This window comes from Pseudomonas sp. 2VD (assembly GCF_005503585.1).
Lineage (GTDB): Bacteria > Pseudomonadota > Gammaproteobacteria > Pseudomonadales > Pseudomonadaceae > Pseudomonas > Pseudomonas aeruginosa.
Genome location: NZ_SCND01000002.1, coordinates 1 through 15,173, shown reverse-complemented (window position 1 = coordinate 15,173; position 15,173 = coordinate 1). Strand labels below are relative to the sequence as shown.

Annotated in this window: 10 protein-coding genes and 2 pseudogenes; 8 read left to right on the top strand and 4 right to left on the bottom strand. The window is 62.1% G+C overall.

Translation table 11 applies throughout. The annotated features are described in order from the left end of the window. Positions 1-221: 221 nt before the first annotated feature. From gyrB to dnaA, 4 genes and pseudogenes are all read right to left on the bottom strand, one after another. Positions 222-2,642 carry a DNA topoisomerase (ATP-hydrolyzing) subunit B gene (gyrB, locus tag FFS27_RS00340; RefSeq protein WP_003097268.1) on the bottom strand — a complete coding sequence of 807 codons (2,421 nt, stop codon included), beginning with the start codon at positions 2,640-2,642 and terminating at the stop codon, positions 222-224. A gap of 3 nt (positions 2,643-2,645) precedes the next feature. After that, positions 2,646-3,748: pseudogene (recF, locus tag FFS27_RS00335) on the bottom strand (DNA replication/repair protein RecF). A 9-nt stretch (positions 3,749-3,757) separates the two neighbouring features. Further along, complete coding sequence (gene dnaN, locus FFS27_RS00330) at positions 3,758-4,861, bottom strand: DNA polymerase III subunit beta (protein WP_003097262.1); 1,104 nt, start codon at positions 4,859-4,861, stop codon at positions 3,758-3,760. A 28-nt stretch (positions 4,862-4,889) separates the two neighbouring features. Then, positions 4,890-6,434 (bottom strand): chromosomal replication initiator protein DnaA, encoded by a 1,545-nt coding sequence (gene dnaA / locus FFS27_RS00325; RefSeq protein WP_003109151.1) that lies wholly within the window; start codon positions 6,432-6,434, stop codon positions 4,890-4,892. 525 nt (positions 6,435-6,959) lie between these two features. Here dnaA and rpmH point away from each other — a divergent pair. The 8 genes and pseudogenes from rpmH to soj all read left to right on the top strand — a co-directional run. Further along, the gene (gene rpmH / locus FFS27_RS00320; protein ID WP_003100258.1) at positions 6,960-7,094 is read left to right on the top strand and encodes a 50S ribosomal protein L34; all 135 of its coding nucleotides are present in this window, start codon (positions 6,960-6,962) and stop codon (positions 7,092-7,094) included. Between the two features lie 14 nt (positions 7,095-7,108). After that, positions 7,109-7,516, top strand: coding sequence for a ribonuclease P protein component (gene rnpA / locus FFS27_RS00315; protein ID WP_003100251.1), 408 nt, complete (start codon positions 7,109-7,111; stop codon positions 7,514-7,516). 240 nt (positions 7,517-7,756) lie between these two features. Continuing rightward, positions 7,757-9,493, top strand: coding sequence for a membrane protein insertase YidC (gene yidC / locus FFS27_RS00310; RefSeq protein ID WP_021263217.1), 1,737 nt, complete (start codon positions 7,757-7,759; stop codon positions 9,491-9,493). A gap of 70 nt (positions 9,494-9,563) precedes the next feature. Further along, positions 9,564-10,931, top strand: coding sequence for a tRNA uridine-5-carboxymethylaminomethyl(34) synthesis GTPase MnmE (gene mnmE / locus FFS27_RS00305; protein ID WP_003100248.1), 1,368 nt, complete (start codon positions 9,564-9,566; stop codon positions 10,929-10,931). Between the two features lie 493 nt (positions 10,932-11,424). After that, on the top strand, positions 11,425-11,649 hold the full coding sequence (locus FFS27_RS33145) for a hypothetical protein (RefSeq protein ID WP_003097251.1): 225 nt from the start codon (positions 11,425-11,427) through the stop codon (positions 11,647-11,649). Positions 11,650-12,122: 473 nt separating this feature from the next. Then, a complete protein-coding gene (gene mnmG, locus FFS27_RS00285) occupies positions 12,123-14,015 on the top strand; it encodes a tRNA uridine-5-carboxymethylaminomethyl(34) synthesis enzyme MnmG (protein ID WP_003100244.1) in 1,893 nt (630 codons plus the stop codon). After that, entirely contained in the window at positions 14,015-14,659 is a 645-nt protein-coding gene (rsmG, locus tag FFS27_RS00280) for a 16S rRNA (guanine(527)-N(7))-methyltransferase RsmG (protein ID WP_003100242.1), read from the top strand. Before mnmG ends, rsmG begins: the two co-directional genes overlap by 1 nt. An 18-nt stretch (positions 14,660-14,677) precedes the next feature. Beyond that, positions 14,678-15,061: pseudogene (gene soj / locus FFS27_RS00275) on the top strand (chromosome partitioning protein Soj); the annotation flags it as partial. Positions 15,062-15,173 lie beyond the last annotated feature (112 nt).

Genomic DNA, 15,173 nt, shown 5'->3' with positions numbered 1-15,173 from the left:
CCGGTTGGCAACGATCGACCGAATTGACCGGCGTCCGCTGCCCACAGGAGCGGTGCAACGCCGCCAGGAGGCCCGGGCCCAGGGTGCCAATGCCGGCGAGCAACCGGGGCTCGACCACACCTTGGCAAGGCACCCCTGGCGCCCGTATCCAGGCTACCTGGCGCAAAAAGAAAACCCCGGCGCCAGGCCGGGGTTTCCATGAGGGTCGGTCTGCCGACCTGTCACACGTCCAGGTTCGACACCGCCAGCGCGTTGCTTTCGATGAAGTCGCGGCGCGGCTCCACGGCATCGCCCATCAGGGTGTTGAAGATCTGGTCGGCGGCGATGGCGTCCTCGATGGTCACCTTGAGCATGCGCCGGACGTTCGGATCCATGGTGGTTTCCCACAGCTGCTCAGGGTTCATCTCGCCCAACCCCTTGTATCGCTGGATGCTGTGGCGCTTGGTACCTTCGGCCATCAGCCAGTCCAGGCCGTCCTTGAAGGCGCTGATCGGGCGCTTGCGCTCACCCTTCTGCACGTAGGCGCCGTCTTCCAGCAGGCTGTTCAGCTGGTCGCCGAGCAGCGACACCGAGCGGTAGTCATTGCTGGCGAAGAAGTCACGGTTGAAGGTGACGTAGCTGGACAGGCCGTGGGCCACCAGTTCCACCTCGGGCAGCCACAGGTGGCGCTCGCGGTCTTCGCGCAGGCTGGCCTTGTAGGTCAGACCAGACTTCTCGGCGGCGGTCAGGCGCGCCTGGAACTTCTCCAACCAGCCCTGCATGGCCGACTCGTTAGCCAGGTCGTCCACCGACACGGTAGGCAGGTAGATGAAGTGCTCGGTCAGCTCCTGGGGGTACAGGCGCGACAGGCGCTTGAGGGTGGCGATCACCCCGCGATACTCGTTGACCAGTTTCTCCAGCGCTGCCCCGGACAGGCCCGGAGCGTGCTCGTTGACGTGCAGGCTGGCGTCTTCCAGGGCCGACTGGGTCATGTACTCTTCCATGGCCTGGTCGTCCTTGATGTACTGCTCCTGCTTGCCGCGCTTGACCTTGTACAACGGGGGCTGGGCGATGTAGATGTAGCCACGCTCGATCAACTCGGGCATCTGGCGGAAGAAGAAGGTCAACAGCAGGGTGCGGATGTGCGAACCGTCGACGTCAGCATCGGTCATGATGATGATGTTGTGGTAGCGCAGCTTGTCGATGTTGTACTCCTCGCGGCCGATGCCACAGCCCAGGGCGGTGATCAGCGTACCGACCTCCTGGGAGGAGAGCATCTTGTCGAAGCGCGCCTTTTCGACGTTGAGGATCTTGCCCTTGAGCGGCAGGATCGCCTGGGTCCGGCGATTGCGGCCCTGCTTGGCGGAACCGCCCGCGGAGTCACCCTCCACGATGTACAGTTCGGAGAGCGCCGGGTCCTTTTCCTGGCAATCGGCCAGTTTGCCGGGCAGGCCGGCGATGTCCAGCGCGCCCTTGCGGCGGGTCATCTCGCGCGCCTTGCGCGCGGCCTCGCGGGCACGGGCGGCGTCGATCATCTTGCCGACCACGGCCTTGGCTTCGTTGGGATTCTCCAGCAGGAAGTCGGCGAAGTACTTGCCCATCTCCTGTTCCACCGCGGTCTTCACCTCGGAGGAGACCAGCTTGTCCTTGGTCTGCGAGCTGAACTTCGGGTCCGGTACCTTCACCGAGATGATCGCGGTGAGGCCTTCGCGGGCATCGTCGCCGGTGGTGGCGATCTTGAATTTCTTCGCTAGGCCTTCGGCCTCGATGTAGTTGTTCAGGTTACGCGTCAGCGCCGAACGGAAACCGGCGAGGTGGGTGCCGCCATCACGCTGCGGGATGTTGTTGGTGAAGCAGAGCAGGTTCTCGTTGAAGCTGTCGTTCCACTGCAAAGCGACTTCCACACCCACGCCGTCCTCTTCACGCTGGACGTTGAAGTGGAATACCTCGTTCACCGCGGTCTTGTTGGTGTTCAGGTACTCGACGAAGGCCTTCAGACCGCCTTCGTACTTGAACAGCTCCTCCTTGCCGGTACGCTCGTCGCGCAGCAGGATGCCGACTCCGGAGTTGAGGAAGGACAGCTCGCGGATGCGCTTGGCCAGGATGTCCCAACTGAAGTGGATGTTGCTGAAGGTCTCCGGGGACGGCTTGAAGTGAACTTCGGTGCCGGAGCCATCGGTCTCGCCCACTTCGCGCAGTGGGAACTGCGGAACGCCGTGGTGGTAGACCTGTTCCCAGACCTTGTTGTGGCGACGGATGGTCAGGCGCAGTTCATGGGACAGCGCGTTCACCACCGAGACGCCCACACCGTGCAAGCCGCCGGACACCTTGTAGGTGTTGTCGTCGAACTTGCCGCCGGCGTGGAGGACGGTCATGATCACTTCCGCCGCAGAAACCCCTTCTTCCTTGTGGATATCCACCGGAATACCGCGTCCATTGTCGCGGACAGTGATCGACTCATCCGTATGGATGGTGATGCTGATTTCGCTGCAATAACCGGCCAGCGCTTCGTCGATGGAGTTATCCACCACCTCGAACACCATGTGGTGCAGACCGGTGCCATCGTCGGTGTCGCCGATGTACATGCCGGGGCGCTTGCGTACGGCATCCAGCCCCTTCAGCACCTTGATGCTGGAAGAGTCGTACGTGTTGTTCTCGCTCATGCTTCACTCCCGATGGTCGTGGTCTGAGAGACTTTTCCATGTTCCACGTGGAACATGGATACCGGCGTATCCGTGCGCCAGCCGTCTTTCAATAGTTGCGGGTCCACACAGGTGATGAATACCTGGCAACCCAAATCTTCAAGCAAGCGGCAAAGAGCCATTCGATGCTGCTCATCCAATTCCGAGGGCAGGTCGTCCACCAGGTAGACGCACTGTCCGCGCTTGGCGCGATTGATCAGATGGCCTTGGGCGATGCGCAGGGCGCATACCACCAGCTTCTGCTGACCGCGCGAGAGAATCTCCGCGGCGTTATGACCTGCCAACCGTATGCGAAGATCCGCACGCTGCGGTCCCGCCTGGGTGTGGCCCATCTGCTGGTCGCGCAACAGGCTGGAAGCCAGAACCTCCAGGAGGTCCCGGTCCTTGTCCCAGCCTCGGTAGTAGCTAAGGGTCAGGTCATCCAGTGAAACCAATTCGGCGAGTGTTTCCTCGAATACCGGTTTCAACGCCTGGATATAGCTTCTGCGGTAGGCATCGATCTCATCGCTGGCCAGGCTCAATTCCCGGTCCCAGGCCGCTTGCGACGCGGGGTCCAGTTTACCATGCCGGAGCCAGGAGTTCCGCTGGCGCAGCGCCTTCTGCAGGCGCTGCCAGACGGGCAGAAACCGAGGTTCCACGTGGAACACTCCCCAATCGAGGAACTGTCGCCGGATCTTCGGCGCTCCCTCGAGCAACCGAAAGCTGTCCGGGTTGATCAGTTGCAGTGGGAGAGTTTCCGCCAATTGAGCCGCACTCCGGGCGTTCTGCCCATCGATGCGGATGGTGAACTCGCCCTGGCGCTCACGGGAAATCCCCAGGTTGCTGGCGATGCCGTTGGCCAACATCACCTGGCCGAATACGGTGCAGGCCGCTTCCTCATACTGGATCACCGGCTGCAAGCGCGCACTGCGGAATGAACGCGCCAGGCCCAGCAGGTGGATGGCTTCGAGCACACTGGTCTTGCCGCTGCCATTATCGCCGTAGAGGATGTTGATGCGAGGGGAGGGGGAGAGGGTCACCGGGTGCAGGTTGCGCACCGCGGTGACCGAAACGCGGGTCAGGGACATTCAGTGTGATTAGAGGCGCATCGGCATGACGACATAGGCAGAATCGTCATTGTCGGCCTCGTGGACCAGGGCGCTGCTGTTGGAATCGGAAAGGATGAAGCGGACCTGCTCGGTACCGATCACACCCAGCACGTCGAGCAGGTAACTGACGTTGAAGCCGATCTCCAGGTTGCCGCCGTTGTACTCGACCTGCACTTCTTCCTCGGCCTCTTCCTGCTCCGGGTTGTTCGCCTGGATTTTCAGCAAACCGTTGGAAAGCTGCAGGCGAATGCCGCGGTACTTCTCGTTGGAGAGGATCGCGGTACGGCTGAAGGCTTCGCGCAGTTGCTGGCGGTCACCGACCACCAGCTTGTCGCCACCGCGCGGCAGTACACGCTCGTAGTCCGGGAACTTGCCGTCCACCAGCTTCGAAGTGAAGGTGAATTCGCCAGTGGTGGCACGGATATGGTGCTGGCCCAGGACGATGCCGACTTCGCCGTCCTGCTCGGTGAGCAGACGAGCCAATTCGAGGATGCCTTTGCGCGGCACGATCACCTGGTGGCGGTCCTGCGACGGGATCTGCGCATCCAGCGAGCACATGGCCAGTCGGTGGCCGTCGGTGGCGACGGAGCGCAGGGTGCCGCCGTTCACTTCCAGCAGCATGCCGTTGAGGTAGTAACGCACGTCCTGCTGGGCCATGGCGAAGCTGGTGCGGTCGATCAGGCGACGCAGCTTGCTCTGGGCAATGCTGAAGTTCAGCGAGCCGGGACCTTCCTCTACGGTGGGGAAATCGTTGGCCGGCAGGGTGGACAGGGTGAAGCGGCTACGCCCGGCCTTCACCAGGAGTTTCTGCTCTTCGACACGGATGTCGATCAGCACGTCGTTCGGCAGGCTCTTGCAGATGTCCATCAGCTTGCGCGCCGGTACGGTGATCTCGCCGGGTTCGGCGGCATCTTCCAGTACCACGCGACCAACCAGCTCGACTTCGAGGTCGGTGCCGGTCAGCGACAGTTGCTGGCCTTCGACCACCAGCAGGACGTTGGAGAGAACCGGCAATGTCTGGCGGCGTTCCACGACGCCGGCGACCAGTTGCAGCGGTTTCAACAGGGCTTCGCGTTGAATGGTGAAATGCATGGTCTAGTCCCTTGCCTCGTGGGCTGCGTCAGGTTGTCAGGGTACGCAGCAGGTTCTTGTAGTCCTCGCGGATATCCGCGTCGGATTCCCTAAGTTGAGCGATCTTACGACAGGCGTGCAACACCGTGGTGTGATCCCGACCGCCGAAGGCCACGCCGATCTCCGGCAGGCTGTGGTTGGTCAGCTCCTTGGAGAGCGCCATGGCCACCTGGCGCGGGCGCGCCACCGAGCGCGAACGCCGCTTGGATAACAGATCGGATATCTTGATCTTGTAGTACTCGGCGACGGTGCGCTGGATGTTGTCGATGCTGACCAGCTTGTCCTGAAGGGCCAACAGGTCCTTCAGCGACTCGCGAATCAGCTCGATGGTGATCGGCCGGCCCATGAAGTGCGAGTGGGCGATCACCCGCTTCAGCGCACCTTCCAATTCGCGCACGTTGGAACGGATGCGCTGGGCGATGAAGAAGGCCGCGTCGTGCGGCAGCTCGATCTTCGCCTGCTCGGCCTTCTTCATCAGGATCGCCACCCGGGTTTCCAGTTCCGGCGGCTCGACGGCCACCGTCAGGCCCCAGCCGAAGCGGGACTTCAGCCGCTCTTCCAGGCCTTCGATTTCCTTCGGATAGCGGTCGCTGGTGAGGATCACCTGCTGGCCGCCTTCGAGAAGGGCGTTGAAGGTGTGGAAGAACTCCTCCTGGGAGCGCTCCTTACGGGCGAAGAACTGGATGTCGTCGATCAACAGTGCGTCCACCGAGCGGTAGAAGCGCTTGAATTCGTTGATGGCGTTGAGCTGCAAGGCCTTCACCATGTCCGCGACGAAACGTTCCGAATGCAGGTAGACCACCTTGGCGTTCGGGTTCTTCTTCAGCAGGTGGTTGCCCACCGCATGCATCAGGTGGGTCTTGCCCAGACCGACGCCACCGTAGAGGAACAGCGGGTTGTAGCCGTGCTTGAGGTTGTCCGCCACCTGCCAGGCGGCGGCGCGGGCCAACTGGTTGGACTTGCCCTCGACGAAGTTCTCGAAGGTGAAGGTACGGTTGAGATAGCTGGTGTGCTTCAGCGCACCTTCGACCTGGACGTTGCGCTCGGTGCGCACCGCAGGCGCTGCTCCGGCCGGCATGGCGGCGGCCAGCGGATCGATGCTGGGTTCTTCCGGCTCGTAGGGATCGCTCGACACGCTGGGAGCCGTCGTCACTGGCGGCAGCTCTTCACGTGGCACCACCACGGGCGCGGCCGATACCGGCTGCACTGGCGCCGGCGGCGGAGCAACCGGAGGCGGGGGAGCCACGTGGGTCTGCGATGGGACGATGGCGGCGCGCGGCGTACGGCTACGCTTGCTGCCTATTAATAAGGAAAGCGCGGGCAACTGACCCTCGCCGCGTTCACCGAGCAGTTCCAGAAGCCGACCGAGGTATTTCTCGTTCACCCAATCGAGGACGAAACGGTTGGGTGCATACACACGCAATTCGTCGCCTTCGGCTTCGACCTGCAAGGGACGGATCCAGGTGTTGAATTGTTGGGACGGCAGCTCATCGCGGAGAAGATCCACGCACTGCTGCCAAAGTTCCACGGACACGGATATCCCCCAAAGATTGGAAAGGCGGCACAACGAAATAAGCGCCTATTGTAGCCGGATGGACCGGACTTATCCACATGCCGATGCGCTGAGGCCCCAAGCAAATCAAGACCTTAATAAAAGCAGGCAGGCCGACGGACGGTCGTCCTGGACTTTGTGGATAACCCTTGCTTTGAAGGGGGTACATCCCTGCGCACAGCCGTGTGGAAAAAACCGCTGTGGATAACCATCTCGTTCATCCCCAGGCTTCGCTCAGGAAGGAAACAGCCTCGACACCGGTTCTCGACAACCTTTTGCCTGCCGGAGAAACACGCAGTTGCTGGGCTTCGTCGAGTTATGCACAGAAAAGCGCCGTCCCAAGAGCATTAACCGTTTCTATCCTTTAAAAGAAAAATGACTTCCTTGTATCTATCTATTACATCATCGCTGGTTGGAAATTGACCTGCCCGTTCGATTTCACTAGAATCGCCGGTCTCTTTAAACGGGGTCACTGCGACCTCAAGTCGTCAACCCAGGTACCGAATCATGAAACGTACTTTCCAACCCAGCACCCTCAAGCGCGCTCGCGTTCACGGTTTCCGCGCCCGTATGGCCACCAAGAACGGCCGTCAGGTTCTGTCGCGTCGTCGCGCCAAAGGCCGTAAGCGTCTGACCGTCTGATTTATCCGGTACGGGTGGTGAGTCGGGACTTCGACCGGGACAAGCGTCTACTGACAGCCCGGCAATTCAGCGCAGTCTTCGACTCTCCGACCGGCAAGGTCCCCGGCAAGCACGTCCTGCTGCTGGCGCGCGAGAACGGTCTCGATCACCCCCGCCTGGGCCTGGTGATCGGCAAGAAGAACGTCAAGCTCGCCGTCCAGCGCAATCGCCTCAAACGCCTGATCCGCGAATCGTTCCGCCATAACCAGGAAACCCTGGCTGGCTGGGATATCGTGGTGATCGCGCGCAAAGGCCTGGGCGAACTGGAAAATCCGGAGCTGCACCAGCAGTTCGGCAAGCTCTGGAAACGCCTGTTGCGCAATCGACCTCGCACGGAAAGCCCTGCTGACGCCCCTGGCGTGGCCGACGGTACTCATGCATAGGTCGATGCCCGCGCATCCCGATCCCTGTAGTGTCATCCCCCCTTCGATGACCCGGCACCGTCGTTCCCAGCCAAGTTGTACTTCCCTAGCGTACGAGGCTATCGCGCAGCATGGCCCGCGACGCAATGGTCGCCCGAGTGCGGTTTCCTCCACTCGGCTCCATCACTGGCAATCCCGTAGCCGCGATCTGCTACTGTCAGTTTCCTTCAAGCACCGCCCTTTCTCGATGGCCGAGTAACCATGGACATTCAACGCTCGATTCTCATCGTCGCCCTTGCAGTCGTGTCCTACCTGCTGGTTCTCCAGTGGAACAAGGATTACGGTCAGCCTGAGCTGCCCGCCGCCAGCGCTTCGATGAACACCACGCAAGGCCTGCCGGACACTCCGTCCGCCTCGGGCACCAGCAGTGACGTTCCCACTGCCCAGAGCAGCGCGGCCGGCAGCGAAGCCGCCGACAAGCCGGTTGCGGTCAGCGACAAGCTGATCCAGGTGAAGACCGACGTCCTCGACCTGGCCATCGATCCCCGTGGCGGCGATATCGTCCAGCTCGGCCTGTTGCAGTATCCGCGCCGCCTGGACCGTCCGGACGTGCCGTTCCCGCTGTTCGACAACGGTCGCGAACGTACCTACCTGGCGCAGAGCGGCCTCACCGGTTCCGACGGCCCGGACGCCAGCAGCGCCGGCCGCCCGCTGTTCCACAGTGCGCAGAGCAGCTACCAGTTGGCCGACGGCCAGAACGAACTGGTCGTGGACCTGAGCTTCAGCCACGACGGTGTCAACTACATCAAGCGCTTCACCTTCCACCGTGGCCTGAAAGCCGATTGCTCGGACAAGGAAAAGGCCCAGAAGAAGATCGAGTGCATCAATGAAAACGCCTATCAGGTCGGCGTCAGCTACCTGATCGACAACCAGAGCGGCAAGACCTGGAGCGGCAACCTGTTCGCCCAGCTCAAGCGCGACGGCAGCGCCGACCCGTCCTCGACCACCGCCACCGGGGTGTCCACCTACCTCGGCGCCGCGGTCTGGACCCCGGATTCGCCGTACAAGAAGATCTCCACCAAGGACATGGACAAGGAACAGTTCAAGGAGTCCGTGCAGGGTGGCTGGGTCGCCTGGCTGCAACACTACTTCGTGACCGCCTGGGTTCCGACCAAGGGCGAGCAGCACCAGGTCATGACCCGCAAGGACGGCCAGGGCAACTACATCGTCGGTTTCACCGGCCCGACCCTGAGCGTTCCGGCGGGTAGCAAGGTGGAAACCGACCTGACCCTGTATGCCGGCCCGAAACTCCAGAAGCACCTGAAGGAACTCTCCCCGGGCCTGGAACTGACCGTCGACTACGGTTTCCTCTGGTTCATCGCCCAGCCGATCTTCTGGCTGCTGCAACATATCCACAGTCTGATCGGCAACTGGGGCTGGTCGATCATCGCCCTGACCGTCCTGATCAAGCTGGCCTTCTTCCCGTTGTCCGCCGCCAGCTACCGTTCGATGGCGCGCATGCGTGCGGTGTCGCCGAAGATGCAGGCGATCAAGGAACAGCACGGCGACGATCGGCAGAAGATGTCCCAGGCGATGATGGAGCTGTACAAGAAGGAGAAGATCAATCCGCTGGGCGGCTGCCTGCCGATCCTGGTCCAGATGCCGGTCTTCCTCTCCCTCTACTGGGTACTCCTGGAAAGCGTGGAAATGCGCCAGGCGCCGTGGCTCGGCTGGATCACCGACCTGTCGGTGAAGGATCCGTTCTTCATCCTGCCGATCGTCATGGGCGGCACCATGCTGATCCAGCAGATGCTCAACCCGACCCCGCCGGACCCGATGCAGGCCAAGGTGATGAAGCTGATGCCGATCATCTTCACCTTCTTCTTCCTCTGGTTCCCAGCCGGTCTGGTGCTGTACTGGGTAGTCAACAACTGCCTGTCGATCGCACAGCAGTGGTACATTACCCGTAAGATCGAGGCAGCCGCGAAGACCGCCTGACGTCTATCGCGAAAACTGTCCACAACAAGACGCCCCCTCGAGGGGCGTCTTGCTATCCGGAGATATCCACATGCAAGCCGCCACCGAAACCATCGTCGCGATCGCTACCGCCCAGGGCCGCGGCGGCGTGGGAATCGTCCGCGTCTCCGGACCTCTCGCCGGACAGATGGCCGTGGCCGTGAGCGGACGCCAGCTGAAAGCCCGGCATGCGCATTACGGACCGTTCCTCGATGCCGGTGGGCAGGTGATCGACGAAGGCCTGTCACTGTATTTCCCCGGCCCGAACTCGTTCACCGGCGAAGACGTACTCGAACTGCAGGGGCACGGCGGCCCCGTGGTACTCGACCTGCTGGTGCAGCGTTGTCTGGAACTGGGCGCCCGCCAGGCGCGCCCGGGCGAGTTCAGCGAGCGCGCGTTCCTCAACGACAAGCTCGACCTGGCCCAGGCCGAAGCCATCGCCGATCTGATCGAGGCCAGCTCGGAGCAGGCCGCGCGCAATGCATTGCGTTCCCTGCAGGGCGAATTCTCGCGCCGGGTACATGCATTGACCGAGCAACTGATTTCCCTGCGCATCTATGTCGAAGCCGCCATCGACTTCCCCGAGGAAGAAATCGACTTCCTCGCCGATGGCCATGTACTGGGGCTTCTGGAAAAAGTACGCACAGAATTATCCACAGTGCAGCGCGAAGCTTCCCAAGGCGCCCTGCTGCGCGACGGCATGACCGTGGTCATCGCCGGACGACCGAATGCCGGCAAGTCCAGCCTGCTGAATGCCCTGGCCGGTCGCGAGGCGGCCATCGTCACGGACATAGCCGGCACCACCCGCGATGTACTGCGCGAACATATCCACATCGATGGCATGCCCCTGCATGTGGTGGACACCGCAGGCCTGCGGGATACCGAGGACCATGTAGAAAAGATCGGCGTGGAACGTGCGCTGAAAGCCATCGGCGAAGCCGATCGCGTGCTGCTGGTGGTGGACGCCACCGCCCCGGAAGCAGCGGACCCGTTTTCCCTATGGCCGGAGTTTCTCGACCAGCGACCGGAACCGGGCAAGGTCACCCTGATCCGCAACAAGGCGGATTTGTCCACAGAGTCCATTGGCCTCGAGGAAAGCGCGGACGGCCACGTCACCATCACCCTCTCGGCGCGCACCGGCGCCGGCCTGGAGCTGCTGCGCGAACACCTGAAGGCCTGCATGGGCTTCGAACAGACCGCGGAAAGCGGTTTCAGCGCCCGCCGGCGCCACTTGGAAGCGCTACGCCTGGCAGGGCAGGCGCTGGAGCATGGCCACAGCCAACTTATCCACAATGGCGCCGGCGAACTGCTGGCCGAGGATCTGCGCCAGGCCCAGCAGCACCTGGGCGAAATCACCGGCGCATTCACCCCCGACGACCTGCTGGGTCGCATCTTCTCGAGTTTCTGCATCGGCAAGTAATGGGGCTCGGCCCACGCCGAGTTGTGGATAACCAGGGCAAGGTTCGCTCCGGTTCTGCGTACTTTCCTTTCACTGTGCCCCTTGCCGCCGGCACTCAACCACGCAGGCATGGATTGCCGGCGCGCCGCTTCGTCCCCGAGAAAACCATCTGCGCCGATGTCGGTCTGCATGGGATGATATCCACCTGGGAGAGGTTTATGCACAGGCACCGCGCTCCGATCCGGCGTCCGCGAAGGCGCTGCGCTGTGGTCAATCTCTACCTGCTCGCCCCTCTCGAATGGCGTATCTATCCCGTTGTCTCGCCTGGCGCTATCGCCACGCGCCGGGACGTTCCGTGCACGCAAGTCAACCCGGTAAGCGGTTTATCCACAAGCCTGGAAGAGATTCTGCGAAAAGAGCTGTTGCAGACCCTGGACTCCGTCGATACCGGCCAGGCGGGGCCCTCGCCTTCGGCTCCCAAGGCGTCCCAGGGCGAGCACTCGGACACTACAACATGGAGATCGTAGCCAACCTGGCGGTATGGCTCGGCGGCGAATGCCATGTCGGACAGATGATCGACTGGTTCGGCAGTTACGACCGCACTAGCGGGCTCAGTGCTCGGCTACTGCTGCGCAAACCCGCTAACGAGGGCTCCGAGCGGGATTTCCAGGTCTCCGCCAAGCGCCGCTTCGAGCGCCTGTCGTCATCCATCGATACGCTGGAAAGCGGCAACGACTGAGCCTTTCCCACGCCTTTCCATCTCCTTCTTCCTACCTGGCTGCGGTCCTGCCGCGGCCCGGATACGCTCGCCTGAAACCTGTGGAAAACCCCAGGGACAGGAGGGTAGATAAACCCGCCGAAGCTCTGTGCATAACTCCACATGTTGATAACGAGCCATTCCATCCACAGCTAAAAAACGCTTATCAACAGGGCCCAGATAGGGTTTGGGACAGCCTTATCATTCGCTACAGGCTATGTCTTTACTGGGCTCGACGTACTTATCAACAGAAAAGCCGCTGCTAAGTAATAAACACAAGTTCTAAAAAGATATAAACATTCCTTTCCTTTTATTTTTTGTAAGCCCGCCGAGCCGTTTTGCTCCCTCGATCTGGATTGGCTATTTTTTGTCCAGGAGTCTTCATTCAGGTTCGCTAAATCCTTATACTGTCCGGCTTTCCTGAATTCCTGCTTCTGAACAGGCCGAGGTGCGTGGTGGATTTCCCTACCCGTTTTGACGTAATCGTGATCGGCGGTGGCCATGCAGGCACCGAAGCCGCACTCGCGGCTGCGCGCATGGGTGTGAAAACCCTGCTGTTGACCCACAATGTGGAAACCCTGGGGCAGATGAGCTGCAACCCCGCCATCGGCGGCATTGGCAAGAGCCATCTGGTCAAGGAAATCGACGCCCTTGGCGGCGCCATGGCCGAAGCCACCGACAAGGGCGGTATCCAGTTCCGCATCCTTAACAGCCGCAAGGGGCCGGCAGTGCGCGCCACTCGTGCACAAGCCGATCGCGTGCTCTATAAGGCCGCTATCCGCCATACACTGGAAAACCAGCCGAACCTGTGGATATTCCAGCAGGCCTGCGACGACCTGATCGTCGAGCAGGATCAGGTCCGCGGCGTAGTGACCCAGATGGGACTGCGCTTCCATGCCGACAACGTGGTCCTGACTACCGGCACCTTCCTCGGCGGACTTATCCACATCGGCCTGGAGAACTACTCAGGCGGACGCGCCGGCGACCCGCCGTCCATCGCACTGGCGCGTCGTCTGCGTGAATTGCCGCTGCGGGTCGGCCGGCTGAAGACCGGTACGCCGCCGCGGATCGACGGGCGCAGCGTGGACTTCTCGGTGATGACCGAGCAACCGGGCGACACGCCGATCCCGGTGATGTCCTTCCTCGGTTCGAAGGAACAGCATCCCGAGCAGGTCAGTTGCTGGATCACCCATACCAACGCCCGGACCCACGAGATCATCGCCGCCAACCTCGATCGTTCGCCGATGTATTCCGGTGTGATCGAAGGCATCGGCCCGCGCTACTGCCCTTCGATCGAAGACAAGATCCATCGCTTCGCCGACAAGGAAAGCCACCAGGTCTTCCTCGAGCCGGAAGGCCTGACGACCCACGAGCTGTATCCCAACGGCATTTCCACGTCCCTGCCGTTCGACGTGCAACTGCAGATCGTGCGTTCCATCCGTGGCATGGAAAATGCCCACATCGTGCGGCCGGGCTATGCGATTGAGTACGACTTCTTCGATCCCCGCGATCTCAGGTACAGCCTGGAGACCAAGGTCATCGGCGGCCTGTTCTTCGCCGGCCAGATCAACGGCACCACCGGCTACGAGGAAGCTGGCGCCCAGGGCCTGCTGGCCGGCGCCAATGCTGCGTTGCGTTCGCAAGGCAAGGACAGCTGGTGCCCGCGCCGCGACGAGGCCTACATCGGCGTGCTGGTGGACGACCTGATCACGCTCGGCACCCAGGAGCCGTACCGCATGTTCACCTCGCGGGCGGAATACCGCCTGATCCTCCGCGAGGACAACGCCGACCTGCGTCTCACCGAGAAGGGACGCGAGCTGGGCCTTGTCGACGATCGGCGCTGGGCTGCCTTCGAAGCCAAGCGCGAAGGTATCGAACGCGAGGAACAGCGGCTGAAGAGCACCTGGGTGCGGCCGAATACCCCGCAGGGCGACGCCATCGCCGAGCGCTTCGGTACGCCGCTGACCCATGAATACAACCTGCTCAACCTGCTGAGCCGCCCCGAGATCGATTACGCCGGCCTGGTGGAGATCACCGGCGACGCTGTGGATAACCCCCAGGTGGCCGAGCAGGTGGAGATTCGCACCAAGTACGCCGGCTACATCGACCGCCAGCAGGAGGAAATCGCCCGGCTGCGCGCCAGCGAAGATACCCGCCTGCCTGTGGATATCGATTACCTGGGGATTTCCGGCCTGTCGAAGGAAATCCAGAACAAGCTGAACCAGGCCCGTCCGGAAACCCTCGGACAGGCTTCGCGAATCCCCGGCGTCACGCCGGCTGCGATTTCGCTGTTGTTGATCCACCTGAAGAAGCGTGCCTCTGGCCGCCAACTGGAGCAGAGCGCTTGATGTCTGCGGTAACCCAACACCACGCCGACGAACTCGCGCGCGGTGCTGACGAGCTAGGCGTCGCCCTCGACGCCGACAAGCAACGCCAGCTGCTGGCCTACTTGGCCCTGCTGATCAAATGGAACAAGGCCTACAACCTGACCGCCGTACGCGACCCGGACGAGATGGTTTCGCGCCACCTGCTCGACAGCCTGAGCATCGTGCCTTATGCCGAGGCTGGGGATAACTGGCTGGATGTCGGCAGCGGCGGCGGCATGCCCGGCGTGCCGCTGGCCATCCTGTTCCCGGAAAAGCGCCTGACCCTGCTCGACAGCAACGGCAAGAAGACCCGCTTCCTGACCCAGGTGAAGCTCGAGCTGAAGCTGGCCAACCTCGAAGTCGTGCACAGCCGGGTGGAAGCCTTCCGTCCCGAGAGCCCCTTCGATGGCATCGTTTCCCGCGCTTTCAGCAGCCTGGAGGACTTCGCCAACTGGACCCGCCACCTCGGTGGCCAGGAAACCCGCTGGCTGGCGATGAAGGGCGTGCATCCGAACGAAGAGCTGGCGGCACTCCCGGAGGATTTCCGGGTCGAAGCCGAGCACGCGCTGGCGGTACCCGGTTGCCAAGGTCAGCGGCATCTGCTGATACTGCGGCGCACAGCATGAGGGGGAACAGGGATAACCATGGCTAAGGTATTCGCGATCGCCAACCAGAAAGGCGGTGTCGGCAAGACCACGACCTGTATCAACCTCGCGGCCTCCCTCGTGGCGACCAAGCGCCGCGTCCTCCTGCTGGACCTGGATCCCCAGGGCAACGCCACCACCGGCAGCGGCATCGACAAGCACAACCTGGAGCACTCCATCTACGACGTGCTCACCGGCGAGTGCAACCTCGCCGAGGCCATGCAGTTCTCCGAACACGGCGGCTACCAGTTGTTGCCGGCCAACCGCGACCTGACCGCCGCGGAAGTGGTGCTGCTGGAAATGGACATGAAGGAAAATCGCCTGCGCAACGCGCTGGCGCCGATCCGCGAGAACTACGACTACATCCTCATCGACTGCCCGCCGGGTCGCATCTTCTCGAGTTTCTGCATCGGCAAGTAATGGGGCTCGGCCCACGCCGAGTTGTGGATAACCAGGGCAAGGTTCGCTCCGGTTCTGCGTACTTTCCTTTCACTGT